Annotated in this window: 20 protein-coding genes; 12 read left to right on the top strand and 8 right to left on the bottom strand. The window is 73.1% G+C overall.

Features of this window, described 5'->3' with window-relative positions; translation table 11 throughout:
• Positions 1 to 53 precede the first annotated feature (53 nt).
• On the bottom strand, positions 54 to 230 hold the full coding sequence (locus tag OOJ91_RS16600) for a hypothetical protein (protein WP_007464846.1): 177 nt from the start codon (positions 228 to 230) through the stop codon (positions 54 to 56).
• Positions 231 to 384: 154 nt separating this feature from the next.
• Between OOJ91_RS16600 and OOJ91_RS16595 the strand changes: the two genes are divergently transcribed.
• The 8 genes from OOJ91_RS16595 (at position 385) to OOJ91_RS16560 (ending at position 12,019) form a co-directional block, all read left to right on the top strand.
• Positions 385 to 1,248 carry a TIGR00730 family Rossman fold protein gene (locus OOJ91_RS16595; RefSeq protein ID WP_266245979.1) on the top strand — a complete coding sequence of 288 codons (864 nt, stop codon included), beginning with the start codon at positions 385 to 387 and terminating at the stop codon, positions 1,246 to 1,248.
• Complete coding sequence (locus tag OOJ91_RS16590) at positions 1,248 to 1,793, top strand: TIGR00730 family Rossman fold protein (protein WP_266245978.1); 546 nt, start codon at positions 1,248 to 1,250, stop codon at positions 1,791 to 1,793. Before OOJ91_RS16595 ends, OOJ91_RS16590 begins: the two co-directional genes overlap by 1 nt.
• Positions 1,794 to 1,924: 131 nt before the next feature.
• Entirely contained in the window at positions 1,925 to 5,506 is a 3,582-nt protein-coding gene (locus OOJ91_RS16585) for an ATP-dependent helicase (RefSeq protein WP_266245976.1), read from the top strand.
• The gene (locus OOJ91_RS16580; RefSeq protein WP_266245974.1) at positions 5,503 to 8,940 is read left to right on the top strand and encodes an ATP-dependent helicase; all 3,438 of its coding nucleotides are present in this window, start codon (positions 5,503 to 5,505) and stop codon (positions 8,938 to 8,940) included. Before OOJ91_RS16585 ends, OOJ91_RS16580 begins: the two co-directional genes overlap by 4 nt.
• 226 nt (positions 8,941 to 9,166) lie before the next feature.
• Entirely contained in the window at positions 9,167 to 9,370 is a 204-nt protein-coding gene (gene cspE, locus OOJ91_RS16575; RefSeq protein ID WP_007464836.1) for a transcription antiterminator/RNA stability regulator CspE, read from the top strand.
• A gap of 222 nt (positions 9,371 to 9,592) precedes the next feature.
• Complete coding sequence (locus OOJ91_RS16570; protein WP_266245958.1) at positions 9,593 to 10,906, top strand: DEAD/DEAH box helicase; 1,314 nt, start codon at positions 9,593 to 9,595, stop codon at positions 10,904 to 10,906.
• 104 nt (positions 10,907 to 11,010) lie between these two features.
• Positions 11,011 to 11,610: a DUF2690 domain-containing protein gene (locus OOJ91_RS16565; RefSeq protein WP_266245957.1), complete on the top strand. Its 600-nt coding sequence runs from the start codon at positions 11,011 to 11,013 to the stop codon at positions 11,608 to 11,610.
• A gap of 208 nt (positions 11,611 to 11,818) precedes the next feature.
• The gene (locus OOJ91_RS16560) at positions 11,819 to 12,019 is read left to right on the top strand and encodes a hypothetical protein (RefSeq protein WP_266245956.1); all 201 of its coding nucleotides are present in this window, start codon (positions 11,819 to 11,821) and stop codon (positions 12,017 to 12,019) included.
• Positions 12,020 to 12,126: 107 nt separating this feature from the next.
• Here OOJ91_RS16560 and OOJ91_RS16555 read toward each other — a convergent pair whose 3' ends face one another.
• From OOJ91_RS16555 to OOJ91_RS16540, 4 genes are read right to left on the bottom strand one after another with little or no spacing between them, the layout of a single operon-like run.
• On the bottom strand, positions 12,127 to 12,588 hold the full coding sequence (locus tag OOJ91_RS16555; protein WP_266245955.1) for an RrF2 family transcriptional regulator: 462 nt from the start codon (positions 12,586 to 12,588) through the stop codon (positions 12,127 to 12,129).
• A gap of 1 nt (position 12,589) precedes the next feature.
• Positions 12,590 to 13,474 (bottom strand): ABC transporter permease, encoded by an 885-nt coding sequence (locus OOJ91_RS16550; RefSeq protein ID WP_266245954.1) that lies wholly within the window; start codon positions 13,472 to 13,474, stop codon positions 12,590 to 12,592.
• Entirely contained in the window at positions 13,464 to 14,243 is a 780-nt protein-coding gene (locus OOJ91_RS16545) for an ABC transporter ATP-binding protein (RefSeq protein ID WP_266245953.1), read from the bottom strand. Before OOJ91_RS16545 ends, OOJ91_RS16550 begins: the two co-directional genes overlap by 11 nt.
• Positions 14,240 to 15,304, bottom strand: a complete 1,065-nt coding sequence (locus OOJ91_RS16540; RefSeq protein ID WP_266245952.1) for an ABC transporter substrate-binding protein — start codon at positions 15,302 to 15,304, stop codon at positions 14,240 to 14,242. The genes OOJ91_RS16545 and OOJ91_RS16540 overlap by 4 nt, the downstream gene beginning before the upstream one ends.
• Before the next feature lie 141 nt (positions 15,305 to 15,445).
• On the opposite strand from OOJ91_RS16540, the gene OOJ91_RS16535 reads away from it, so the two are divergent.
• The 4 genes from OOJ91_RS16535 to nudC are packed head-to-tail and all read left to right on the top strand — an operon-like array spanning position 15,446 to position 20,234.
• Positions 15,446 to 16,561: an LLM class flavin-dependent oxidoreductase gene (locus OOJ91_RS16535; RefSeq protein WP_266245951.1), complete on the top strand. Its 1,116-nt coding sequence runs from the start codon at positions 15,446 to 15,448 to the stop codon at positions 16,559 to 16,561.
• Between the two features lie 10 nt (positions 16,562 to 16,571).
• Positions 16,572 to 17,882, top strand: coding sequence for a M16 family metallopeptidase (locus OOJ91_RS16530; protein WP_266245950.1), 1,311 nt, complete (start codon positions 16,572 to 16,574; stop codon positions 17,880 to 17,882).
• The gene (locus OOJ91_RS16525; RefSeq protein WP_266245949.1) at positions 17,879 to 19,222 is read left to right on the top strand and encodes a M16 family metallopeptidase; all 1,344 of its coding nucleotides are present in this window, start codon (positions 17,879 to 17,881) and stop codon (positions 19,220 to 19,222) included. The genes OOJ91_RS16530 and OOJ91_RS16525 overlap by 4 nt, the downstream gene beginning before the upstream one ends.
• Before the next feature lie 52 nt (positions 19,223 to 19,274).
• Entirely contained in the window at positions 19,275 to 20,234 is a 960-nt protein-coding gene (gene nudC, locus OOJ91_RS16520; RefSeq protein WP_266245948.1) for an NAD(+) diphosphatase, read from the top strand.
• A gap of 126 nt (positions 20,235 to 20,360) precedes the next feature.
• Here the strand turns inward: nudC and OOJ91_RS16515 are convergent, their stop codons facing one another.
• From OOJ91_RS16515 to OOJ91_RS16505, 3 genes are all read right to left on the bottom strand, one after another.
• Entirely contained in the window at positions 20,361 to 20,636 is a 276-nt protein-coding gene (locus tag OOJ91_RS16515) for a hypothetical protein (protein WP_266245947.1), read from the bottom strand.
• A gap of 214 nt (positions 20,637 to 20,850) precedes the next feature.
• A complete protein-coding gene (locus OOJ91_RS16510; protein WP_266245946.1) occupies positions 20,851 to 21,090 on the bottom strand; it encodes a DUF397 domain-containing protein in 240 nt (79 codons plus the stop codon).
• Positions 21,091 to 21,164: 74 nt separating this feature from the next.
• Positions 21,165 to 22,145, bottom strand: a complete 981-nt coding sequence (locus tag OOJ91_RS16505; RefSeq protein WP_266245945.1) for a helix-turn-helix domain-containing protein — start codon at positions 22,143 to 22,145, stop codon at positions 21,165 to 21,167.
• Positions 22,146 to 22,153: the final 8 nt, after the last annotated feature.

The raw sequence follows: 22,153 nt of genomic DNA, 5'->3' as shown, positions 1-22,153 counted from the left end.
GCCCGACCCGCTCCGGTCGGTCGGCCCCGTGCCCGGCGATCAAGAGGTTCGCGTCAGCCTGGCCCGTTGTCGGCGGCGCGAACCTCTTGATCGGCTCCGGATCCGGTGGTGGCGGCGGCGGGCGACAGGGCGGGGTCGAGATCGCGGGTGCGGCGGCGCTCGGCCACCACGTCGTGGATCCGTCGCTGCATCTGTCGACGGATCCGGATCATCTCGCTGTTACTGATCACGCTGTCTCCTCCCCCGAAGGCGCGCGCCGGGGCATACCCGGTATGTGAATAGTAAGACGTACGGGGAAGCCAAATAGTTGCCCTTGATCGCGAACTATTTCTCGGCGTCGGTAGCCCGCGCCCCGGACGTGTGCGGCTCCACTACGGTTGCTGCATGAGCCAGAACAACGGACGGGAGGCCGGTCGCGGCCCGGGGCAGGAGCGGCACCGGGGCGCCGTCACGCTGCGCCGGGGGGCGATCCCGACCAGCACCGCCGACCAGCGGCTGCTGGACTCGCGCGGGCGCGACGACTGGAAGACCAGGGACGCCTGGCGGGCGCTGCGCATCCTCTCCGAGTTCGTCGAGGGCTTCGACACCCTCGCCGACCTGCCGCCGGCGGTAAGCGTCTTCGGCTCGGCACGCAGCGGCCCGGACACGGCCGAGTGCCGGCTCGCCGAGGAGGTGGGTGGCGCGCTCGCGCGGGCCGGTTACGCGGTGATCACCGGGGGTGGCCCGGGAGTGATGGAGGCCGCCAACCGGGGCGCCACCGAGGCCGGCGGGCTCTCCGTCGGGCTCGGCATCGAGCTGCCGTTCGAGCAGGGCATCAACGACTGGGTCGACCTGGCCATCGACTTCCGCTACTTCTTCGCCCGCAAGACCATGTTCGTCAAGTACGCGCAGGCGTTCGTGGTGCTGCCCGGCGGATTCGGCACCATGGACGAGCTGTTCGAGGCGCTCACGCTGGTGCAGACCGGCAAGGTCACCCGGTTCCCGGTCGTGCTCATGGGGGTCGCCTACTGGCAGGGGCTGCTCGACTGGCTGCGCGACACCATGGCCGCCAGCGGCAAGATCGGCCCGGTGGACCTGGACCTGATCTGCCTCACCGACGACGTCAACGCGGCCGTCCGACACATCGTCGAGGCCGAGGCGGCGCTCTCCGTCGAGCAGGACGCGGTGCGCGACGAGGCCGTCGCCCGTACCGGCGCCGACCAGCAGGCCGCCGCCGAGCAGGCCGCCGACCAGTCCCGGGAGCGCTGATGGCGGCGGTCTGCGTCTTCTGCGCCTCGTCCCGCACCCTCGACCAGCGCTGGTTCGACCTCGCCGCGGAGACCGGTGCCGAGCTGGCCCGGCGCGGGCACACGGTGGTCAGCGGCGGTGGTTGCGTCGGCATGATGGGCGCGGTGGTCGACGGCGCGCGGGCCGCCGGCGGGCGCACCGTGGGCGTCATCCCGCAGGCGCTCGTCGACCTGGAGGTCGCCGACCTGGCCTCGGACGAGCTGCTGGTGACCGACTCGATGGCCAGCCGCAAGACCCTGATGATCGACAGGTCGGACGCGTTCCTCGCCCTGCCGGGCGGGCTGGGCACGCTTGACGAGCTGTTCGAGGTCTGGACCACCGCCACCCTCGCCCTGCACGCCAAGCCGATGGTGCTCGTCGACGCCGACGGCTTCTACCGGCCCCTGCTGGACTGGCTCACCACCCTCACCGACCAGAACTTCCTCAAACCCGCCGGCCGCAACCTGCTGACAGTTGTCGCCACGGTCCCCGAAGCCCTGAAAGCGCTTGAGTCGCACCTACCCTGACTCCGATCCACCGATCATGAGGTTGGCGGCACGGCCGTCGGCGTGTCGTGCCGCCAACCTCATGATCGACGGGTCTGGATGGGGTGAGGTTGGGGCGGATGGGTGTCGTACAGGCGTGATGGGATTTGGTGATGCAGGCGTACCGGTTGGTGCGACGGTCCGGCGGGCCGGCGCGGGGTGACGGGGCCGGCGCCTCGCCCGCTGGCGGCGGTGCCGCCGCTCTCGCCGCCGGGCCTGAGTCCGTCGGCGACTCCGGGCCGGCGACCGGTGACCCGGGCTTCCGGGCCGATCAGACGCAGGCCGAGGTCGTCGGGCACACCGACGGGCCGATGCTGGTGCTCGGCGGTCCCGGCACCGGCAAGACCAGCACCCTCGTCGAGGCGGTCGCCGCCCGGGTCGCCGAGGGGGTCGATCCCGAACGCATCCTGGTGCTGACCTTCGGTCGCCGCGGCGCCACAGCGCTGCGGCAGCGCATCGAGGCCCGGGTCGCGCAGGACGGCTACCGGGTGCTGCGCGAGCCGCTGGTGCGCACCTTCCCGGCGTACGCCTTCGGGCTGCTGCGCCGGGCCGCCGCCGAACGCGGCGAGCCGTCGCCCCGCCTGCTCACCGGCCCCGAGCAGGATCTGATCATTCGTGAGCTGCTGGACGTGGTCGGCGAGGAGCCCGAGGACGACCCGGTCGGCTGGCCCGACGACCTGCGTCCGGCGCTGCGCACCCGGGCCTTCGCCGGTCAGCTGCGCGACCTGCTCATGCGCGCCGCCGAGCGCGGGGTGGGCCCGGTCGACCTGGCCCGGCTCGGCGAGAAGCTCGGCCGCGCCGACTGGCCGGCCGCCGCCCGCTTCCTACGGGAGTACGTCGCGGTGCTCGCGCTGCGCGACGTCAGCAATCGGGGCTCGATCGCGTACGACCCGGCCGAGCTGGTCCGGGCCGCCACCGGTCTGCTGCGCGACGACGAGGAGCTGCTGGCCGCCGAGCGTCGCCGCCTCGCCCACGTGTACGTCGACGAGCTGGCCGACACCGATCCCGCGCAGCTCGAACTGCTCTCGGTCATCGCCGGTGGTGGCAAGCCGCTGGTCGCCTTCGCCGACCCCGACTCCTCCACCTACGCCTTCCGCGGCGCGGACCCGGCCGGGGTGACCACCTTCGGGCACCGGTTCCGGACGGCTTCCGGGGCGCCGGCCGCCCAGGTGCTGCTGAGCACGTCGTACCGGGCCGGCCCGGTCCTGCTCGCCGCCATGGCCCGGCTGGGTCGCCGGCTACGCGGTCCGCTGGCGCACCGACGGCTGCACCCGTTGCCGGACGCCCCGGGCGGTGTGGTCGAGGTGCACACGTTCCGGTCGGCGACCAGCGAGGCCGCCTGGCTCGCCCACGCGCTACGCGCCGCGCACCTGCTCGACGGCGTGCCGTGGTCGCGGATGGCGGTGCTGGTGCGATCCACCGCGTTGCAGTTGCCCACCCTGCAACGCGCGCTGCACGCCGCAGGCGTCCCCACCGTCGTGCACGGCGAGGACCTGCCCCTGCACCTGCAACCGGCGGTCGCGCCACTGCTGCTCCTGCTGCGTTGCGCGTTGGAACCGGCCCGGCTGGACGAGGAGGCCGCGGTCGCGCTGCTGCACTCGCCGCTGGGCGGCGCCGACCCGCTTGCCGAACGGCGGCTCCGGCAGGGTCTGCGTGCCCTGGCGCTGGCCGGCGGCGACCGCCGACCGTCCGGTGAGCTGATCGTCGAGGCATTGCAGGACCCGACGGAGCTGGCCGGCATCGACAGGCGGTGGGCCGAGCCGGCACAGGCGGTGGCCGGGCTGCTCGCCACCGCCCGGGACGCCGCCGCCCAACCCGGCGCGACCGCCGAGACCGTGCTCTGGGAGGTCTGGGACGCCAGTGGGCTGGCCGAGCGCTGGGCCGGCGCGATCGCCCAGGGGCGGCCGGCGGCCGGCGAGGGTGACCTGGCCCGCCGCCGGCGAGCCGAGGCAGCCGACCGGGACCTGGACGCGGTGCTGGTGCTCTTCGACGCGGCGGCCCGCTTCACCGACCGGCTGCCCGGCGCCCGTACCGAGGTCTTCCTCGACCACGTGCTCGCCCAGGACCTACCGGCGGACACGATCGCGCCGACCGCCGACCGGGGCGCGGCGGTACGACTGCTCACCGCGCACGCCGCGAAGGGCCTGGAGTGGGACCTGGTCGCTGTCGCCGGGGTGCAGGAGGGCATCTGGCCGGACCTGCGTCTGCGCGGCAGCCTGCTCGGCTCGGAGCGGCTGGTCGACGTGCTGGCCGGCAGGTCCGTCGGCGGCGCCCGGGCGGCGAACGTGGTGGGCCAGACCTCGGCGCTGCTGGACGAGGAGCGCCGGCTCTTCCACGTCGCCATCAGCCGGGCCCGGCACCGCCTTCTGGTCAGCGCGGTGGCGTCGGCGGCAGTCGGTGGCGACGACCACGAGGAGCAGCCCAGCCGCTTCCTGCACGAGCTGGGCCCGAGCGCGCCGCCCAGCACCCCGCCTACCCCGCCGGGCACTCCGCCCACCCCGCCGGGCACGCCGCCCGGCCCGCGTTCCGGCCCTCCGGGTGGCGAACCCGTCGCCGGCTCACCGAGCGACACCCCCGCCGCCGACGGTGCGACCGGCACTGGCGCGACCGGTGGTGCCGCCGCCTCCACAAGTGATGGTGGGGGTGCCGAGGACGACGACGAGGACCAGCTCGGCGCGCTGCCCGTCACCCGGCCGCCCCGGGCGCTCACCCTGCCGGCGCTTGTCGCCGAACTGCGTACCGCAATCACCGACCCGGCCGCGCCGGCGGCCCGGCGGCGCGCCGCGGCGACCGAGTTGGCCCGGCTTGCCGCCGCCGGTGTGCCCGGCGCGCACCCCGACGACTGGTGGGGTCTGCGCGGGCTCTCCGACGACCGGCCGCTTGTCGACGAGGGGGCGCCGGTGCGGGTCACCCCGTCGGCGATGGAGAGCGCGCTGCGGTGCAGCCTGCGCTGGCTCCTGGAACGGCACGGCGGCAGCGGTCCGACCAGCACCGCGCAGGGGGTGGGCAACCTGGTGCACGCCGCCGCGATGCTCGCCGAGGACGCCAGCGCCGACCGGGGCGCCCTGCTCGACTACGTGGCAGCCCGGTTCGACGCGATCGAGTTGGCCGCCCGGTGGATGGCAGGCCCCGAGCGGGAACGCGCCGAGGCGATGGTCGACAAACTGCTGCGCTGGCTGGCCACCAACCCGCGCCGGCTGCTCGCCATCGAGCACGAGTTCGCGGTCCGCCTGGACGATCCGCAGCGACCTGTCGACCTGACCGGGCGGGTCGACCGGCTGGAGGTCGACGAGGCCGGCCGGCTGGTGGTGATCGATCTCAAGACCGGCAAGTCGACAGCGGTGACCGGCTCGGAACTGGCCGAGCACCCGCAGCTCGGCGCGTACCAGGCGGCGGTGGAAGCGGGCGCGTTCGCCGAGTTCGGCGACGAGTCCGGCGGTGCGGCGCTGGTGCAGCTCGGCACCTCCGCGAAGGATGCCCGGGAGCAGAATCAGCCGGCGGCGGGCGAGGGTCCGGCGGCCGGCTGGGCGACGGCGCTGGTCCGGCGGACCGCCGATACGATGGCAGCCGCCACGTTCGCCGCGGTGGCCAACTCGAAGTGCCGGGTCTGCCCGGTGCGCACCAGCTGCCCGGTCTCCGGGCAGGGGCGCCAGGTGGTCGAGCCGCCGACCGTCCGACGTCCGGAGAATCCATGACCCAGCCCACCCTGTTCGGCGCGGGCCCCGCGCCGACGCCCCGGCTGGCGGACTCCGGACCCCGCTACACGCCCGTGGAGCTGGCCAAACTGCTGCGGCTGCCGGCGCCCACCCGGGAGCAGGCCGCGATCATCGCCGCCCCGGTGGAGCCGCTGCTGGTGGTGGCGGGGGCCGGGTCCGGCAAGACCGAGACGATGGCCGCGCGGGTGGTCTGGCTGGTGGCCAACTCGTACGTGCGCCCGGAGCAGATCCTCGGGCTGACCTTCACCCGGAAGGCGGCCGGTGAACTGGCCCACCGGGTCCGTACCCGGCTCGACCAGCTGATCCGCCGCCTCGGCAGGCAGGGCCGCGACCCGCTGGACGACCCGCTCGCCGGTGAGCCCACCGTCTCCACCTACCACTCGTACGCCGGCCGGATCGTCACCGAGCACGGTCTGCGGGCCGGCTACGAGCCGTCCACCCGACTGCTCACCGAGGCGTCCCGCTGGCAGTTGGTCGACCTGCTGGTGCGCAACTACGACGGTGACATGTCCGAGGTGGACCGGATGCCGAGCACCATCACCGACGCGGTGCTGGCGCTCGCCGGTGAGCTGGACGAGCACCTTGTCGCGCCGGACCAACTGGCCGCCTGGACCGGCCGGTTCTTCGCCGAGGTGCAGTCCCGGCCGGGCCGGGTGTACGCCGACGTGCGCAAGGCGCTCACCCTGCAACAGACCCGGCTGCGTCTGCTGCCGCTGGTGCGGGCGTACACCCGGCGCAAGGAGGACTTCGAGGCGATGGACTTCGCCGACCAGCTCGCCCGGGCGGCGCGGGTGGCCCGGGATCACCCGGGGGTCGGCGAGATCGAGCGGGACCGTTTCCGGGTGGTGCTGCTCGACGAGTACCAGGACACGAGCCACGCCCAGGTGGTGCTGCTCAACGCGCTGTTCGGTGGCGGGCACCCGGTGACGGCGGTGGGCGACCCGTGCCAGTCGATCTACGGCTGGCGGGGCGCCAGCGCGGGCACCCTCGACCGGTTCCCCACGGAGTTCGCCCGCGCCGACGGTCAACCGGCCGAGGCGCTCGGGCTCACCACGAGTTGGCGTAACCGCCCGGAGATCCTGCGGGTGGCGAACGCCCTGTCCACGCCGTTGCGGGCGGCCGGCGCGCGGGTGCCGGAGCTGCGCTCCGCGCTTACCGTCCGCGACCCGATTCCGCACCGTAGCCCGGGGGGCGTGGCCGGCGGCACCGTGCACTGCGCGCTGCTGCCCACGTACGCCGACGAGGCGGCGTGGCTCGCCGACAGTGTGCTCGCCGCCTGGCGCGGCGCGGCCCGGATGCCCGGCGCGGCCCCCGAGCACATCCCGGTGGCGCAGCGGCCGACGACAGCCGTGCTGGTGCGGGTCCGCAGCCAGATCCCGGCCATCGAGTCGGCGTTGCGCGAGCGCGGCCTGCCGGTGGAGGTGGTGGGCCTCGGCGGTCTGCTGGACACTCCCGAGGTCCGCGACGTGGTGTGCACGCTGCGGGTGCTGGCCGACCCGACCGACGGGGCCGCGCTGCTGCGGCTGCTCACCGGCGCCCGCTGGCGGATCGGGCCGCGTGACCTGGTGGCGCTGCACCGACGGGCCCGGGCCATCGCCAACGCCCGACGTCAGGTGGCCGCCGACGAGACCTCGGAGATCAGCCCCGATCTGCTGGACGAGGCGACCCTGGTGGAGGCGCTGGCCGACCTCGGCCCGGCGCAGGCGTACTCGGCGGAGGGGTTCGCGCGGCTGCGCGCGTACGGCATGGAGTTGGCGCTGTTGCGCTACCGCCTGGACCAGGCCCTGCCGGATCTGATCGCGGACATCGAACGGACCATCGGCCTGGACGTGGAGGTCGCGGTGCGCGCCGGCCGGGACGGCGCCGGTGACGCCGGCCTGGCCCGGGGGCACCTGGACGCCCTGGGTGACGTGGCGGCCCGCTTCAGCGGGGAGACGCCAGGCGCGACGCTGTCCGGGTTCCTGTCCTACCTGGCCGCCGCCGAGGACGAGGAGCGCGGCCTGGCGCCGGGCGAGGTCGAGGTGGTGGAGGGCGCGGTGCAGGTGGTCACCGCGCACGCCGCTAAGGGTCTGGAGTGGGACGTGGTGGCGGTGGCCGGGCTGTGCCGTGGGTCGTGGCCGGGGCCGGTGCGCAACTCCGACCACTGGTTGGGCGGGCTGGGCGTGCTGCCGTTCCCGCTGCGGGGCGACGCCGACGGGCTGCCGGAGCTGGCGCTCGACGACGCGGCCGACCAGCGGGCCGTGGCCCGGGCGGTGAGCGACTTCACCGACGCCTGGCGGGCCCACGACGAGCGGGAGGAGCGCCGGCTGACCTACGTGGCGGTGACCCGGCCGCGCCGGCTGCTGCTCTGCTCGGGGTACTGGTGGGGGGAGGGGACGAAGCGACCGCGCGGTCCGTCGGTCTTCCTGCGGGAGGTGTACGACGCCTGCCTGGACGGCGGCCCGGGGCATGTGGTCGACGTGTGGGCGCCGGAGCCCACCCCGGATGCCACGAACCCGACGGCCGAGGTGGTGCTGCGCGCGGAGTGGCCGGCCGACCCGCTGGGCGGCCGCCGGCCGGCGCTGGCCGAGGCGGCCGGGCTGGTGCGCCGCCTGATGACCGACGGCCCGGCCCCGGTGGGCGTCGGCCCGGTCGGCCCGGTCGGTTCGACGGTTACCGGTCCGGTCGGCCCGGTGGTCGCCGGGCCGATGGTGACCGTCGAGCCGGAGGTGGACCCGGAGGTGGCGCGCTGGCGTCGCGAGGCCGATCTGCTGCTGGCCGAGCGGGCCGAGCTGACCCGGCTCTCCGGCGCGGTCGAGGTGGCCCTACCCGGTCAGTTGAGTGTCACCCAGTTGGTGGCGTTGCGCCGTGACCCGGCGGCGCTGGCCCGTACGCTGCGCCGTCCGGTGCCCACCGAGCCCAACCCGTACGCCCGTCGCGGCACCGCGTTCCACGCCTGGCTGGAGCAGCGTTTCGGCGCCGACCGGTTGCTCGACCTGGACGAGCTGCCCGGCGCGGCAGATGCGGACGCCGCGCCGGACGAGGCGCTTGTCGAGTTGCAGGAGCGCTTCCTGGCCAGCGAGTGGGCCGACCGGGTGCCGGTGGAGGTGGAGGTGCCGTTCGCCACGGTGATCGCTCGAGTGGTGGTGCGGGGGCGGATGGACGCCGTCTTCGCCCGGCCGGGTGGGCGGTTCGACGTGGTCGACTGGAAGACGGGCGCGCAGCCGACCGGGCCGGCGGCGGACGTGGCCGCCGTGCAGCTGGCCGTGTACCGGTTGGCCTGGGCGGAGCTGGCCGGCGTGCCCGTCGACCGGGTGGGCGCGGCCTTCCACTACGTCCGGCACGGCGTGACGGTTCGACCCGCCGACCTGCTGGATGTGACAGGGCTCACGGCCATGATCGCCCAGTTGCCCGAAGATTCTGCCCAAGATTGACCGCGGGCGGGAAAACCATGATACGTTGACCGGGTTGCAGTTTTGGTTACCAGAGACTCTGTGTGCGCCTGGCGGGATTGTGGCCCCAGGCGCTCTTTGTTGTGTCCGGAGTTCTCCGGGCGGGGCGACCAGAAGCGACAGGCGATTCGCGCATTCCCGCGCGGAGCGCTCCTCTTCGAGCCCGCAACACGTGCGGGTTCGACGTTCCGTCAAGGAGACGAAACACATGGCTATTGGCACCGTGAAGTGGTTCAACGCTGACAAGGGCTTCGGCTTCATCACCCCGGACGGCGGCGGCGCTGACGTCTTCGCCCACTTCTCGGCGATCCAGTCCTCCGGCTACCGGAGCCTGGACGAGAACCAGCGGGTCGAGTTCGAGGTGACCCAGGGCCAGAAGGGCCCGCAGGCGGAGAACATCCGCCCGCTCTGATCTTCGGATCGGTTCGTAGTACCCGTCGCGCCCTCCGGGTGTGACGGTGACGGGACCGGCCCGCCCCGCCGTCGACCTGCCCAGCAGGCGGCGGCCCGGCGGCGGGCCGGCCCGTACCCTAATCGGTTCGTGCTTGTGAGTCCTGGCGGCCTTTTGCCGCCGGTGACAGCGCCGACTTCGGCGCCCTCCCTCGACACGTGCCGCGTCGAGGAAGGCTTCTGCGTGACCACAGTTATTCCGTCTTTCGCCCATACCGGTCTGGCGCCGGCGCTGCTGAGCGCCCTCACCGCGCAGGGCATCATCGAGCCGTTCCCGATCCAGTCGGCCACGCTTCCGGACTCGCTCGCGGGTCGCGACGTGCTCGGCCGTGGTCGTACCGGCTCGGGTAAGACGCTCGCCTTCGGGCTTCCCCTGCTGTCTCGCACCGCCGGCCGCAAGGCCCGGCCGGGTCGCCCGCTGGCCCTGGTGCTGGTGCCGACCCGGGAGTTGGCGCAGCAGGTGACCACCGCGCTGGCCCCGTACGCCCGGGCCGTCGGTCTGCGCTGCGCCACGGTGGTCGGCGGCTTGTCGTTGCAGCGGCAGGCGGACGCGCTGCGTGCCGGCGCCGAGGTGGTCGTGGCGACCCCCGGCCGGCTGCACGACCTGATCAACCGCGGCGACGCCCGGCTCGACCAGGTCGAGATCACCGTGCTGGACGAGGCCGACCAGATGGCCGACATGGGCTTCCTGCCGCAGGTGACCAAGCTGCTGGAGCAGGTCGCCCCGCAGGGTCAGCGGATGCTCTTCTCCGCCACCCTGGACGGCGGCGTGGACCGGCTGGTCCGCCGCTTCCTCAGCAGCCCGGTGACCCACTCGGTCGACCCGGGCACCGCCACGGTCACCGCGATGACCCACCACGTGCTGCACGTCGACGCGCTCGACAAGCCCGACGCGTTGACCCGGATCGCCGCCCGTGAGGGCCGCACCATCCTGTTCATGGGCACCAAGCACCGCGCCGACAGGCTCGCGCGCCAGTTGCTCTCCAAGGGTGTACGCGCCGCCGCGCTGCACGGCGGCAAGTCCCAGCCGCAGCGCACCCGCATCCTGGAGCAGTTCCGCAACGGCCAGGTGACCGCCCTGGTCGCCACGGACGTGGCGGCGCGGGGCATCCACGTCGACGGCCTCGACATGGTGGTCAACGTGGACCCGCCGACCGAGGCGAAGGACTACCTGCACCGCGGTGGTCGGACGGCCCGTGCCGGCGAGTCCGGCGCCGTGGTCACCCTGGTCCTGCCCGAGCAGCGCCGGGACGTGTCCCGGCTGATGGCCACCGCCGGCATCCGGCCGCAGTCGGTCCAGGTGCGTCCGGGTGACGAGGCGCTGGCCCGGGTCACCGGGGCGCGCGAGCCCTCAGGTGTGCCGGTGACGATCGCCGCCCCGCCGGTGGCCGTGAGCCGGGGACGCGCAGTCGGTGGCTCGGCCACGGAAGGCGGCGCTCGTCCGGCGCACCGCGCGTCGGGCCGGTCCCGTCGTCCGCGCCGCCCGCGTACCGTCTGATCACTCAGGCACCTCACCGACCCGTTCCGCTTCGGCGGGGCGGGTCGGTTCCGTCTTCGGCAGGTCCATCACCGCTCGTCCGGCCTGATGGTTATGACGGGGCTGTGATCGAGTCGTGGCGGCCGCTGATGGCATGTCCGCACGCACACACCTCCGGTGCGAAGCGATTGGATGAGGACATGCGCATGATCAGTTTCCTGCGGCGTGCCGGCGCGGCCGCCACCGCAGTCTCCCGTCGTCGCCTTGCGCGCACCGCCGGCGTACTGGCGGCCGCAATCGTGGTCGGCGCGATGGCCGTCCCGGCAGCCGGATCAGCGGCCACCGTCGGGTGCGGCAGCCCCTGTGACGGCAAGGACTCGCAGACGTATTCCGCCTTGGTCGGGAGCGTCCGCGGCTCCTGCGCCAGCGACGCGAAGACGGTGAAGACCGCGACCAACGTGGAGCTGCGGTACAGCGCGTTCTGCCGGACGGCGTGGGCGCGGCAGACCGACAGCTTCGGTTACATGAGCGGCGTGCTGGTGTTCAGCTGGTACTCGGATGGCCGGCAGCGCGCCTGGTACGACGATCTGGGTACCTCCGGCTCCTGGTCGAAGATGGTCAACGACAAGGGTCTGACGGCCTCGGCCTGCTTCTACCAGTACGAATCGGAGTTGGATCAGGTCAACGACGTCAAGACCGTCCAGTGGTGCACCGCCAGGTACTGATCGACTGATGCCGTCAGGCGTCCCGCCGACCGAGTCCAACGGTCGGCGGGACGCCTGTTCGCGTGCGATGCCCCCGGCCGCTGACCGTTCGGTTGAATCGGTAATCAGCCTCTGTTGGGTCGGCTGGCCGACTGTGCTCCAGGCCGGTGTGGTCGAAGCTGGCCACCGGGGGGAGTCGGGCGGGGGGCCCGGCGCGGGAGGGGTGACCATGGCGGGCGAAGCCGGCTCGGGGGCGCTGCGCGAACTGATCCTGGTGGTCGCGGTCGGGCTCGCCGGGTTGCTGCTCGCGACGGTCGCGGCCTTCGCGCCCTGGCATGCCACCTCGGCGGGCAATGCTCCCGCCGGTCTGGTGGAGCTGCGCAGTCCCGGCGACCCGGGCTCCGGCCCGACTGTCGAGCACCGGGGCTGAGCAGCGACCGGTCGACCGGTGCCGGCGGAGGGGCAGGCCCGGTCAGGATCGGTACGAAGGTGTGGTCGGGCCGGCGGGGCACCGACCCGACCACACCGCCCCGGTGGTCAGGACGTCGTGGACGCCCGGTCGGTAGGGGTGCGGCTGAGCAGGTCGGCGAGGCTGGTGCTGTCGACGACTGTGGCGATCGCCCCGTGCACCGCCAGCCAGACGTCGGTGAGTCCGGCAGCCACCCCGTGGTAGCCGGCGCGGTCGGCAGGCAGTCCGCGTACCGTGGTCAGCGAGCCGCCGACCGCGCGCAGCACGTCCCCGACGGTGATCTCCTCGGCTGGCCGGGTCAGCGCGTAGCCGCCCTCGGCGCCCCGATGGCTGAGCAGCAGACCGGCCCGGCGCAGGTCGAGCAGGATGCCCTGCAGGAAGCTGAGCGGGATGTCCTGCACCTCGGCCAGGCTGCCCGCCTTCACCAGCTCGCTGGCGCCACCACCGCCCGCGTCGCCGCCGCCGCGTACGGCGGCGGCGACGGCGAGCATCGCCCGGAGCGCATAGTCGCTGCGCGCGGAGACGTACACGTCACTGACCAGCCTGGTCCAGTACGCCCCAGCGACGGCGGATCGCCTTGTCGGCCGCGCCGAACGCCGCGTCCACGACCAGGCCGAGCACCAGGATGACGATCATCGTGGAGAGGAGCCACGGCGCGTCGGACAGCTCTCGCGAGTAGGTGAGCTGGGCGCCGAGCGAGGTCTGCGAGATGCCGACGACGAGCAGCTCGCCGGCCATCAGACTCCGCCAGGAGAACGCCCAACCCTGCTTGAGGCCCGCGATGATCGCCGGCAGGGCGGCCGGCGCGATCACGTACCGGTAGAGGTTGAGCCCCCGGGCGCCCAGGTTGCGACCGGCGCGCAGCAGCAGCGGCGGCACGTAGTCCACACCGGAGATCACCCCGTTGGCGATGGACGGCGCGGCGCCGAGCACCACCACGAAGAAGATCGCCTTCTCGCTCAGCTCGAACAGCAGGATGGCAAGCGGGAACCAGGCGATCGACGGCATGGTCTGCAACGCGGTGATCATCGAGCCGATGGCGGCCCGCAGCACCTTGGACCGGGCCACCGCCAGGCCCAGCAGCAGGCCGACGGCGACCGAGAAGACGTACCCGACGGCGGCCCGCCGCAGCGTGGTGACCAGGCCCTCCCAGAGCTGGGGGCCCTGGGCCTGGGAGACCAGCTCGCGGCCGACGACGAGCGGGCCGGGCAGCGAGTACGGCGGTTTCCAGCCCGACAACACGACCAACTGCCAGGCGGCGATGACGATTGCCAGCGCGGCGAGCTTGGGCCAGGTGGCCGCCCAGAGCCGGGTGCCGCGGGACACCTCCTTCTCTCGCCCGGCGATCTCCAGCGCGTCCAGGCCGGAGATCTCCGCGTCGCTGCGCGCCGTGCTGGTGAGGGTGTCACTGGCCATGGCGGCCCACCTCCGTACGGAGCCGTTCGGTGACCTCGGCGGCGATCGCGGCGACCTCTGGCGAGTCGATCCGTCGTGGCCGGGGGATGTCCACCTCGGTGGAGTAGATGATCCGGCCGGGGCGGCTGGAGAGCAGGATGATCCGGTCGGCCAGGCGTGCGGCCTCGCGGACGTTGTGCGTCACGAAGAGCACCGAGAGCTGGCGCTCGGACCAGATCCGTTCCAGTTCGTCGTGCAGGATGTCCCGGGTCATGGCGTCCAGCGCGCCGAACGGCTCGTCCATCAGCAGCACCGGCGTGTCCAGGGCCAGGGTGCGGGCCAGCGCGACCCGCTGCCGCATGCCGCCGGACAGCTCGTGTGGCCGCTTGCGGCCGAACTCGGCCAGGTGCACCGTGCGCAGCAGCTCGGCCACCCGTTCGCGGCGCTCGGCGCGGGGCAGCCCGCGCAGCTTCAGCGGCACCTCGACGTTCGCGTCCACAGTCAGCCAGGGGAAGAGCGCCGGCTCCTGGAACATGAGCCCCGGATTGGCGCCGCCGGCGATGCCGATCTGCCCGCCGCTGGGCCGGTCCAGGCCGGCGACCAGGTTGAGCAGGGTGCTCTTGCCGCAGCCGGACGCGCCGACGAGGCAGACGAACTCGCCGGGCGCCACGTCCAGGGAGACCCCGTCCAGGGCCAGTACGGCGTTCGACCCTCGTCCGTACACCTTGGTCACGCCGGAGAGCGCGACCGCGGTGGTCGCGCTCTCCGGCGCCGTCGTGGTCGACGTCATGGCTGGACGACCTCGGGCTTGCCCTGCGCCTTGAGCGCCTTGTTGAGGTACGTCAGGTCGTAGAGGCCCTTGAGGTCCACAGGTTCGGTCAGCTTGACCTCGACGGCGTGGTCGAGCCCGGCCTTGAGCGAGGTGGGGATCGGGTCGTTGGTGAACTCCAACGTCGGCCACGCCTGCTTGATGAGCTTGAGGTCCAGCGGCTTACCGGTGATCTTGCCGATGGCGTCGGAGATGGCCTGCTGGGCCTCGTCCGGCTTGGTGTTGACGAACTCGTTCGCGGCGACCTGGCCGTCGACAAGCTTCTGCACCACGTCCGGGTGTGCCTTGAGGAACTTCGTGCTGACCAGCAGGTTGGTGATGACGAACTTCTTGTCCGGCCACAGGTCGCGCTCGTCGACGAGCACCTTGCCGCCGGCGTTGACCAGCCGCGAGACGAACGGCTCGGGCACCCACGCGGCGTCGATCGCGCCGCTGTTGAACGTCTCCACCGTCTGGGCGTTCTCCTGCGGCACGATCTTGACGTCGCCGCCGCCCTCCTTGGTGGTGGTCAGCCCCTGCTGCTTGAGCCAGTAGCGGACCGCCACGTCCTGGGTGTTGCCGAGCTGCGGGGTGGCCACCTTCTTGCCCTTGAGGTCCTGCGGGCCGGTGATGCCGGGCTTGACCACAAGCGCCACGCCTCCGGAGGCGGCGCCGGAGACGACCCGGACGGCCTCGCCCTTGGACTTGGAGAACGCGTTGACTGTGGGGTTCGGGCCGATGTATGTCGCGTCCAGCGCGCCGGAGAAGACGGCCTCGATGGCGGCCGGACCGGCGTTGAAGGTCTTCGGTTCGAGCTTGACGTCGGCGCCGAGCTTCTCGGCGAAGATGCCCTTCTCCACGCCGACGACGGCCGGCGCGTGGGTGATGTTGGGGAAGTAGCCGAGCCGCAGGGTCACCGGGCCGGAACCGCTCTCCGCGCCCTCGCTGTCGTCGCCGCACGCGGCGGTGGTGCCCAGGGTCGTCGCGCTGAGGGCGGCGAGGGTGGCCAGGGTGACCAACCGGCGCAGGGGATGCCGTCTCATCGTCCATCCAATCCGCAGTATTCCTACTTAGTTGGTAGGAAGAGTGGGCCAGAGCAGGGCCAGCGTCAAGGCTCATCCACATGCCGGGAAGGGGCGTCTCAGTTATGTCGGTAATTCCTACCGGCTCGGTAGGGTGACTGCGTGATTTTCCACTGGTTCCTCCCCACCTCCGGCGACGGCGACCAGGTCGGCGCCGCCACCGTCACCGCAGGCGCCGCCCGCCACGACCGGGCCGCCACCGTGGCATACCTGGCCGAGGTCGGCCGCGCCGCGGAGGCGGGCGGCTTCGCCGCCGTGCTCACCCCCGTCGGCGCCGGCTGCCCCGACCCGTGGATCGTCTGCGCGGCGGTCGCCCAGCACACCGAGCGGCTTGGCATGCTTGTCGCCGTCCGGGCCGGCTTCGCGCTGCCCACGCTGATCGCCCAGCAGGCCGAGGCGTTCCAGGCCGTCTCCGGCGGCCGCCTGTCGCTCAACATCGTGACCGGCGGCGACCCGGCCGAGCAGCGCGCGTACGGCGACTTCCTGGGCCACGACGAGCGCTACGCGCGCACCGGGGAGTTCATCGAGGTCCTGCGTCGCGCCTGGGCCGGCCGGCCGTTCGACCACGCCGGGACGCACTACCGGGTCGACGGCGGCGGACTCGCCACCCCGTTGGCCGACCCGCCGCCGATCTACTTCGGTGGCGCGTCCCCGGCCGCCGAGACGGTGGCCGCCCGGCAGGCCGACGTGTACCTGATGTGGGGCGAGCCGCCGGCGGCGATCGCGGCCCGGGCCACCCGCATCCGTGCGCTCGCCGCCGAGCACGGCCGCACCCTGCGCACCGGCCTGCGGCTGCACGTCATCGCCCGGCCCACAAGCGAACAGGCGTGGGCCGAGGCCGACCGGCTTCTCGCCGGCATGAGCCCGCAGCGGATCGCCGCCGCCCACGCCCGGTTCCGCAAGATGGACTCCGTCGGCCAGGCCCGGATGGCCGCGCTGAACGCCGGCCGCACCGACGGGCTCACCGTCGCACCGAACCTCTGGGCCGGTGTCGGCCTGGTCCGCGAGGGCGCCGGCACCGCGCTCGTCGGCAGCTACGCCGAGGTCGCGACCCGGATCGACGAGTACGCGGCACTCGGCGTCGACGAGTTCATCCTCTCCGGTTGGCCGCACCGGGAGGAGGCCGAGCGGGTCGGCGCCGAGGTCCTGCCCCGCCTCGCCAACCCGGTGACGGTGGCTCCGCGGAGGTCGCCGGTGGCGGGGGTGCCGACGCGCTAGGGTCGATCCCGTGGCGGCGCGGAGATCCAGAATTCCAGCGACGAAGTATCCGGTCGAGCGGTTCACCCTCGACAACGGCCTGCGGGTGGTCCTGACCCCCGACCGCAGTGCCCCGGTGATCGGGGTGGCGGTGGTCTACGACGTCGGTATCCGCTCCGAGCCGGAGGGGAGGACCGGGTTCGCCCACCTCTTCGAGCACCTGATGTTCCAGGGCTCGGAGAACCTGGAGAAGCTGGCCCACTTCCGGCACGTGCAGGGCGCCGGCGGCACGTTCAACGGCTCCACCCACCTGGACTACACCGACTACTTCGAGACGCTGCCGAGCAACGCGCTGGAACGCGCGCTGTTCCTCGAGGCGGACCGGATGCGCGGGCCCCGACTGACCGAGGAGAACCTGCGTAACCAGGTCGACGTGGTCAAGGAGGAGATCCGGGTCAACGTGCTCAGCCGGCCGTACGGTGGCTTCCCCTGGCTGACTCTGCCGCCTGTCATGTTCGACACGTTCCCGAACGCGCACGACGGCTACGGATCGTTCGACGACCTGGAGTCGGCCACCGTCGCTGACGCCGCCGACTTCTTCCGCCGCTACTACGCCAGCGGCAACGCGGTGCTGGCCGTCAGCGGCGACATCGACGTGGCCGAGGCGACCGAGCTGGTCACCCGGCACTTCGGCGACGTCCCGTCCCGTCCCGCGCCGCGGCGGCCCGATTTCACCGAGCCCGACCTGACCGCTGAGCGGCGCAGCTCGTACACCGACGCCCTGGCGCCGCTGCCGGCGGTGGCCGGCGCGTGGCGGGTGCCCGACCCGGTCGGCGACTTCGCGGGCTACCTGCCGTACGTGGTGCTCGCCGAGGTGCTCACCGACGGCGACGCGTCCCGGCTTGTCGAGCGCCTGGTGCAGCGGGACCGCACGGTGACCAGCCTCGGTGGCTACCTCGGGTTCATGGGCGACCCGTTCGACGTCCGCGACCCCACCGCGCTGCTGCTCCAGGCGCACCTGCCGCCCGGGGGCGACGTGGAGAAGGTGCTGCGCACCGTCGACGAGGAGCTGGACCGGTTGGCCACCGACGGGCTGACCGACGGTGAGCTGGCCCGCACCCAGGCCCGGATGGCCACCCACCTGCTGCGCGACACCGACGCGGTGCTCGGCCGGGCGCTGCGGATGGCGGTCCTGGAACAGCAACGCGGCGAGCCGGGCCTGCTCAACGACCTGCCCCGACTGGTCGGCGACGTCACCGAGGAGCAGGTCCGGGCCGCTGCGGCCACCCTGCGCCCGGAGCGCCGCGCCGCGGTCGAGGTCATCCCCGGAGGTGCCCGATGACCACCACCGCAACCCCCGGGCCGCGTACGCTGCCCGCGCTCGGCCCCACCCGCAAGCTCAAGGTGCCCAAGCAGGCCGAGCGCACGCTGCGCAACGGGCTCACCGTGATCGCCGTACGCCGGCCGGCGGTGCCCCTCGTCGAGCTGCGGCTCTGGGTGCCGTTCGGCCGCGCCCACCTCGCGCGTGGCGCGATGCTCTCGCAGACGATGCTCTCCGGCACCGATTCGATGACAAGCGTGCAGTTGGCCGCCGAGTTGCAGAAGGTGGGCGGCGGACTGTCCGCGGGCGTCGACCCGGACCGGCTGATGCTCTCCGGCGCCGGCCTGGTCACCGGCCTGGATCGGATGCTGGAACTGCTGGCAGAGGTGCTCACCGGTGCCAGCTACCCGGGCGACGAGGTGGCCGCCGAGCGGGACCGGCTGATCGACCGGATCCAGGTCGCCCAGAGCCAGCCGGCGCACCTGGCCCGCGAGGCGCTGCTGAAGCGGATCTACGGGCGACACCCGTACGCCACGCAGACCCCGGAGCCGGCCCAGATCCGTGCCGTCCGACCGGCTGCCCTGCGCAGCCTGCACGCCGAGCGGGTGCACCCCGCCGGGGCGCAGCTCGTGGTGGTCGGCGACGTGCAGCCGGAGAAGGCCCTGGACGCGGCCGAGCGGGCGCTCGGTGGGTGGGCCGGGGCCGGTCGTACGGCCACCCTGCCGGCCACCCCGCCGCTGGAGCCGGGGCCGCTGCTGCTCGTCGACCGGCCCGGATCGGTGCAGTCCTCGCTGCGGGTAGCGCTGCCCGCCGTGCCGCGCACCGACCCCGACCACGCCCCGCTGCAACTGGCCAACCTGATCTTCGGCGGCTACTTCTCGTCCCGCTGGGTGGAGAACATCCGCGAGGACAAGGGCTACACGTACGGCCCCCACTCGGTGATCGAGCACTCGGTGGCCGGGTCGGTTCTGGTCGCCGGCGCCGAGGTGGCCACCGAGGTCACCGGCCCGGCGCTGCTGGAGACCACGTACGAGCTGGGCCGGCTGGCGTCCCTGCCGCCGAAGCCGGAGGAGTTGGAGCAGGCACGGCAGTACGCCCTGGGCACCCTCCAGCTCGGCATGTCCACACAGGCCGGTCTGGCCGCGCTTACCAGCGCGTACGCCGGCAACGGCCTGCGGCTGGAGTTCCTCGCGGAGTACGCGGCCCGCCTGGCGAAGGCGACAGTAGACGACGTCGCGCGGGCTGCCGCCCACTACCTCGCGCCCGCCCGGGCGGCTGTGGTCGTGCTCGGCGACGCCGAGCGGATCACCCCCGGGCTGGCGGCGCTGACGCCTGTGCACACCGAGCCGGTGCAGCCGTGAGGCGTCGTCCCGGCGCGTCCGGCCGGGCCGCCGCCGGCGCCGGAGCGCGGGCGTGAGCGGGGAGACGGCGCCACCGCTGGCGCGGTCCACGCTTGATCGCGCCGCGCACCGGCGGGGCGACGCGCAGTGGCTGACCGAGGCGTGGCTGCGGGGTCGGATACTGCTGCTCGACTCGACCGACGACGGACGGACGCTCGCCCGCACCGACGTGTCGCCTCCCGTGCTGGTGCTGTTCGGCGCGGCCGACGTGCCGGCCGGCGCCGAGTCGACGGCGATGTTCCTCGGCGTCGAGCCGGACGGGGTGCCGGTCTTCGCGCTCGACGCGCCGCTGCCGACGGTGCCGGGCACCCGGCCGGTCAACCTGCGGGAGGTGGGCCACCTGCTCGGCGACCGGGAGGCCGGCATCTTCACCACGGCGCTCGCGCTGCTCAACTGGCACACCCGGCACGGCTACTCGACGGCCACCGGTGCGCCGACGGTGATGGACGAGGCCGGCTGGTCGCGTGTGGATCGCGACGGCGGGCGGATCTGGCCGCGTACCGACCCGGCGATGATCGTGCTGGTGCACGACGGCGTCGACGGCCCCGAGGGCCGCTGCCTGCTCGGCAACAACGCCGGTTGGCCGGGCACCCCGGGCGGCCGGCGCTACTCCTGCCTGGCCGGATACGTCGAGCCGGGGGAGTCGGCGGAGGCCGCCGTGCTGCGCGAGGTCCGCGAGGAGGTGGGCATCTCCGTCGAGCGGATCGCGTACGTCGGCAGCCAGGCCTGGCCGTTCCCGGGCTCGCTGATGCTGGGCTTCCTGGCCACCGCCGACCCGGCGGATCCGGTGCGGGTCGACCCGTCCGAGATCGCGTACGCCAGGTGGTTCAGCCGCGCCGAGATCGGGGCAGCGTGTGCGGGGAGGGCCGTGGACGTGGGGGACGGGGCCCGGCTGATCCTGCCGCCGCCGTCGTCGATCGCGCTGTTCCTCATCCATCGTTGGTTGGACGGCTGGGTGGACGCCGACCACTGAGCACGGTCCCGGCCCGCGGCCGCCGTTGCCGCGGCGGTCACGGGCCGGGAACACGGGCCGTCGTGGCCGGTGGGAGCGAATGACGCGGCGGGGGAGCCGAGCCGACCACGACGGACGTCTGTGGGGTCAGGTGCCGGTGCGGCCGGGTCTGCGGCGGAAGACGGGCCGCGGCTCGCCGAGCGGCAGGACCTTGACCCGTTGCTTGCCGGCTCGCACCGCGCCGACCGTGGACAGGGCCCGGGCCAGCAGCAACGCCGCGTCCCGGTCCTCGGCGTGCACGGTCTGCCGGCGCGGTTCCGGCGCGGTCGTCTCGTCGCGGAGGCGATGACCGTCCGCCCAGGCGGCGGCGATGTCGCCGTCGGCGACGGTGCGGATGTCGGTGCGAACGATCAGGAACCGCATAAGGGTCTCCGGATGAACCGCGACGAATGAGCCAGTGTGGAAGTTCCACGTTCTCGTGGGTCATGTTACGCCCCGTGTTCATCCCAGCAAGTGAAACGCGCCTATTGGTTCCGAGCCTCGTCCGATCGGCGGATGCCTGGTCAGCGGGGTCGTCGCCGCACATGACGACGGGGCCGCCGGCAACCTGCCGACGGCCCCGCCCGGTTCGGGAGGCTCAGTTCAGATCGAACTGGCCCGTCTTCGCTCCGGTGATGAAGCCGAGCCAGCCGGCCCGGTTGAACAGCAGCACCGGGCCGCCCCGGTCCTTGCTGTCGCGCAGCGCGACCGCCGACGGGCCGGTGCCCAGGGGTGCGACCTCCACGCAGTTGGAGGTCTGGCTGCGTGTGCTGGTGCGCCACGGGGCGTCCGCCAACGAGTTGGCGGAGACGGACGGCGTGTTGTGGATGTCGTTCATGGCTCTGCTCCTGATGTGAACCGATCCGATGGGACGAGTGGTGCCGCACGCCTCGACGGAGGGTCCCCCGTGGATCACCGATCCGTCAGTCGCCCCGAATCCCGGCGGCGTTGGGTCGGCGCCGTTGCCGGCCCGAACGCCACTGTGGATGGGGACGTCGCCCCGGTCGGCCGTCCCGTCGCCTCGATCAGCCAGGAGAGGGTGTCCGAGGCGTCAAGTGCCGCCGTGCATAGCCACTCGAACACCACTTTATAGCGATTTAGCGTGATTGACTCGGTCGACATGACGTCGGTGAACCCCCCTTCGATGGCCAATGTCTCCGGATCGAGCGGATCGGCGAACCGATAGAGGGAGAAGGCGGTCGGCGGAAGGTACCAGTCGCCTATCTGCGTATCCCGCAGAAGCAGGTGCAGCGTCACGTTGGGCAGCAGGGCCAGGTCGCACAACTGGACCAACTGCTCGTGCAGCACGTCGGGTGGGCCGGCCCGGCGGCCGAGGGCCGCCTCCTCCAGCACTGCGGTGTAGCTCGGCGCGTGCGGCTCGCGGGTCAGCAGCAACTGGCGGGCCAATCGGGCCTGCACCTCGGTCTCCGGCTCATCGGTCGGGTCCGGTTCGCCTGCGCCCTCGCTCACCTGGCGGGCCGAGACGATCCGGACCTTCGCGTACCCGGCGGTCTGCAGCAGGCCCGGCACCAGAACCGGGTTGTACTCGGAGATCTCCGCGCAGCCCGCCTCCAACTCGGCCCAACTGCGCTGCTGCTGCGTCATCACCGGAAAGTTCTTCAACCACCCGCGCATGTCGCCGGCCTCACCGGCGATCCCGAGCAACTCGTCGCGGGCCGCGGCGTCGGCCCCGTACAGGTCGAGCAGAACGCCGACGTCCTGCGGGTCCGGTCGGCTGCGGCCGTTCTCCAGGCGGGACAGTTTGGACGCGGACGCCCAACCGATCCGTTCGATAACCTGGTCACCGGTGAGGCCCGCGGCTTCGCGCAGACTGCGCAGTTCGATGCCCAACCGTCGGCGACGCATGATCGGGCTGGGTGCGGCAGGAGGCACAGTGTCCT

This window comes from Micromonospora lupini (assembly GCF_026342015.1).
Taxonomy (GTDB): Bacteria; Actinomycetota; Actinomycetes; order Mycobacteriales; family Micromonosporaceae; genus Micromonospora; species Micromonospora lupini_B.
The sequence above is the reverse complement of the archived record's forward strand: the minus strand, read 5'-3'. Positions and strand labels throughout refer to the sequence as shown.

Coding starts and splice junctions, on each gene's coding strand:
- OOJ91_RS16595 (WP_266245979.1), top strand. CDS start 385: ATGAGCCAGAACAACGGACGGGAGGCCGGTCGCGGCCCGGGGCAGGAG.
- OOJ91_RS16515 (WP_266245947.1), bottom strand. CDS start 20,636: ATGCGGTTCCTGATCGTTCGCACCGACATCCGCACCGTCGCCGACGGC.
- OOJ91_RS16585 (WP_266245976.1), top strand. CDS start 1,925: ATGCAGGCGTACCGGTTGGTGCGACGGTCCGGCGGGCCGGCGCGGGGT.
- OOJ91_RS16545 (WP_266245953.1), bottom strand. CDS start 14,243: ATGACGTCGACCACGACGGCGCCGGAGAGCGCGACCACCGCGGTCGCG.
- OOJ91_RS16525 (WP_266245949.1), top strand. CDS start 17,879: ATGACCACCACCGCAACCCCCGGGCCGCGTACGCTGCCCGCGCTCGGC.
- OOJ91_RS16580 (WP_266245974.1), top strand. CDS start 5,503: ATGACCCAGCCCACCCTGTTCGGCGCGGGCCCCGCGCCGACGCCCCGG.
- OOJ91_RS16550 (WP_266245954.1), bottom strand. CDS start 13,474: ATGGCCAGTGACACCCTCACCAGCACGGCGCGCAGCGACGCGGAGATC.
- cspE (WP_007464836.1), top strand. CDS start 9,167: ATGGCTATTGGCACCGTGAAGTGGTTCAACGCTGACAAGGGCTTCGGC.
- OOJ91_RS16590 (WP_266245978.1), top strand. CDS start 1,248: ATGGCGGCGGTCTGCGTCTTCTGCGCCTCGTCCCGCACCCTCGACCAG.
- OOJ91_RS16560 (WP_266245956.1), top strand. CDS start 11,819: ATGGCGGGCGAAGCCGGCTCGGGGGCGCTGCGCGAACTGATCCTGGTG.
- OOJ91_RS16510 (WP_266245946.1), bottom strand. CDS start 21,090: ATGAACGACATCCACAACACGCCGTCCGTCTCCGCCAACTCGTTGGCG.
- OOJ91_RS16540 (WP_266245952.1), bottom strand. CDS start 15,304: ATGAGACGGCATCCCCTGCGCCGGTTGGTCACCCTGGCCACCCTCGCC.